Raw genomic sequence first — 2,319 nt, 5'->3', positions numbered from 1 at the left:
AGCAGGCGGACAAGTCCGCTCAAGGGCATCACGCCAGTCAGACCACGGGTCACCCCCGCTGCTGTCACCACCAGCCCACCATCACCGGGCCGGCTTGACCATCCTCACAGTCAGACCAGGGAACGCACGCGCAGGTCCGGCAGGGCCGGCGCGAGCGCGTCGAAGTCGCGGTCGCGGTGCACGAGCGTGGCGCCGGTCCGGGCGGCGACGACCGCGATCAGGCAGTCGAGGATCTTCCGGACCGTACCGCCCGCGGCGCGGACCGCGCGGTACACGACCGCAGCGTCCCGGTAGTCGAGCGCCGCATCGACCGGCAGGAGCCGGAGCCCGCCTGTCAGCACCTGAAGCTTCGCGAACGCGGGCTCGCTGGTCGCCCCGGCCAGCAGCTCCATGATCACCGGTTCGGTCGTCGCGATGGCGCCGGGCTCCTCGCGCAGGAGGCGGCGCACCTCGGCGTTCGCCGGGGATCCGGTGCGCCGCAGGTACTCCACCCAAGCCGAGGTGTCGATCAGCTGCATTCGACGTCCTGGACCCGGGAGCCGCGCATCTCATCGAGATCGCCCTTCCAGCCGATCCCCTCCAGACCGGCGAGGAACTCCGGCGAGAGCCGAGGCCCGACCAGCCGCCGCAAGGCCAGGTCGACGGCGTCCTTCTTGGTCTTCAACCCGAACCTGCGCATCACCTCGGCGACCAGCTCGTCGTCGATGTCGATGTTGGTGCGTGTCATACACCAATGATACCCCTTCGAGTCGGCGGCGCGCAGGCGCCGTCATGGCTCCATGAGAACGTGTTCGAGAGGTGATCGTGGCGTCGTCGCACGTCCTCGATCAGCACACCGGCCAGATGCGGCAGCAGATCCGCAGGATCACATGAGGACGATCACCACCGCCACGATCCCAGGGTTGACCTAACGCTTACGATGTCGCTTAGAAGCTAAGGAGTCTTGCCGGTTCCCGGACTCCTGGCACGAGCCGCGAAGGTCGGTTTCGCGAGCGACGAGAGGGGCATGCACGATGCCACGTCGGCAGGACCTCGCCCGCGAGATCACCGCGTCTCTGGCGCGGCGGCACAGCACCGCCACCGTCCTGTTCCATCACGCACTGGCCGAACGGCTCGGGCTGGGTCCGGCCGATCACAAGTGCCTCGACCTGCTGCACGAGCGCGGCCCGATGACCGGCAGTGAACTGGCGGCGCTCACCGGGCTGACCACCGGTGCGATCACCGGCGTCGTGGCCCGGCTGGAGCGCAGCGGACGCCTACGCCGCGAACCCCACCCCCGCGACCGGCGCAAACAGCTCCTGTACCCGACCAACTCCGCGGTCGAGGAGATCCAGGATCTGTTCGCCACGCTCCCGGCGGGCCACGATGCGCTGCTCGAGGGATTCACCGGCGCCGAGGTCGCCGCGATCCACACGTTTCTCACCCGGGCCACCGACCTGCTCTACCGCCGCGTCGCGGCCCTGCGCAGCCACACCGTCCTCCCCACCGCCCCGTCCGGCAGACCGGCCGAAAGGACGTCACCATGACCGACGACGAGCAGATCACCGCCCTGTTCGAGCGCATGTGCCGAGCATGGACCGACGGCGACGCCCACGCGTACGGCGCCTGCTTCACCGACGACTGCGACTACGTCTCCTACGACGGCTACCTTGAACGCGGCCGTGATCCCATGGTCGCCTCGCACGACAAGCTGTTCCGTGGCGTGCTCTACGGCAGCGCGCTGGTCGGCGAGATCGAGAGCATCCGCTACCTGGCCGATGGCATCGCCCTCGTGCACGCCACCGGCTCGGTGCTCGTCGCCTGGCGCACCCGGTTGCCGAAGCGCCGTCGCACCCGCAACACGATGATCGTTGTCCGCAACGGGGACGGCTGGAAGGCCACCGCGATCCACAACGGGCGCATCCGTCCCGTCGGCGTCCCCGGACCCGACTCCGTCCCGGCCCGGATCGCGCGCCTCCTCGTGCGCGGGAGCCGGGCGGCCGGACTCGGGCACGTCGGGGCGCGCCCGGCCGCCGTCGGCCACTGACCATCCGATCTCCAGCGAGAACGGCACCGCGTCGGAGCCCGGGGCATCTGCGTTGGAGACGCCGGGCGCCGTCGCTGCCGTCGCCTCGCCGGCTGAGAAGAACATGGCCCGGATCAGCAGACGAGGACTTACCGCGAATCACACCCGGCTCGTTTCGTGGCTTTGGGGCGCTTGCCGCGCTCCCTGCGCCGGGATCCCCTCGGCTGATTCCCTATGGGGGCTTGGGTGTCAAGGGGGGTCGGTGGCGGGGCGACCGGTTCAGCCGGTCACGGCGGCGGTCTTGACCGGTGTCG

4 protein-coding genes are annotated in these 2,319 nt (G+C 69.9%); 2 read left to right on the top strand and 2 right to left on the bottom strand.

Annotation, left to right across the window (positions count from 1 at the left end; genetic code table 11):
• Positions 1 to 110 precede the first annotated feature (110 nt).
• Positions 111 to 518, bottom strand: a complete 408-nt coding sequence (gene vapC, locus G567_RS0125040; protein WP_028932064.1) for a type II toxin-antitoxin system VapC family toxin — start codon at positions 516 to 518, stop codon at positions 111 to 113.
• Entirely contained in the window at positions 509 to 727 is a 219-nt protein-coding gene (locus tag G567_RS0125035; RefSeq protein ID WP_028932063.1) for a type II toxin-antitoxin system VapB family antitoxin, read from the bottom strand. Before G567_RS0125035 ends, vapC begins: the two co-directional genes overlap by 10 nt.
• 286 nt (positions 728 to 1,013) lie before the next feature.
• Between G567_RS0125035 and G567_RS31405 the strand changes: the two genes are divergently transcribed.
• Positions 1,014 to 1,526 (top strand): MarR family winged helix-turn-helix transcriptional regulator, encoded by a 513-nt coding sequence (locus tag G567_RS31405; RefSeq protein WP_051233544.1) that lies wholly within the window; start codon positions 1,014 to 1,016, stop codon positions 1,524 to 1,526.
• Entirely contained in the window at positions 1,523 to 2,026 is a 504-nt protein-coding gene (locus G567_RS0125025) for an SgcJ/EcaC family oxidoreductase (protein WP_028932062.1), read from the top strand. The genes G567_RS31405 and G567_RS0125025 overlap by 4 nt, the downstream gene beginning before the upstream one ends.
• The last annotated feature ends 293 nt before the right edge of the window (positions 2,027 to 2,319 follow it).

It is taken from the genome of Pseudonocardia asaccharolytica DSM 44247 = NBRC 16224 (assembly GCF_000423625.1).
Classification (GTDB): domain Bacteria; phylum Actinomycetota; class Actinomycetes; order Mycobacteriales; family Pseudonocardiaceae; genus Pseudonocardia; species Pseudonocardia asaccharolytica.
The sequence above is the reverse complement of the archived record's forward strand: the minus strand, read 5'-3'. Positions and strand labels throughout refer to the sequence as shown.

Excerpts from the sequence above, each read along its gene's own strand:
- vapC (WP_028932064.1), bottom strand. The coding sequence starts at position 518 with ATGCAGCTGATCGACACCTCGGCTTGGGTGGAGTACCTGCGGCGCACC.
- G567_RS0125035 (WP_028932063.1), bottom strand. The coding sequence starts at position 727 with ATGACACGCACCAACATCGACATCGACGACGAGCTGGTCGCCGAGGTG.
- G567_RS31405 (WP_051233544.1), top strand. The coding sequence starts at position 1,014 with ATGCCACGTCGGCAGGACCTCGCCCGCGAGATCACCGCGTCTCTGGCG.
- G567_RS0125025 (WP_028932062.1), top strand. The coding sequence starts at position 1,523 with ATGACCGACGACGAGCAGATCACCGCCCTGTTCGAGCGCATGTGCCGA.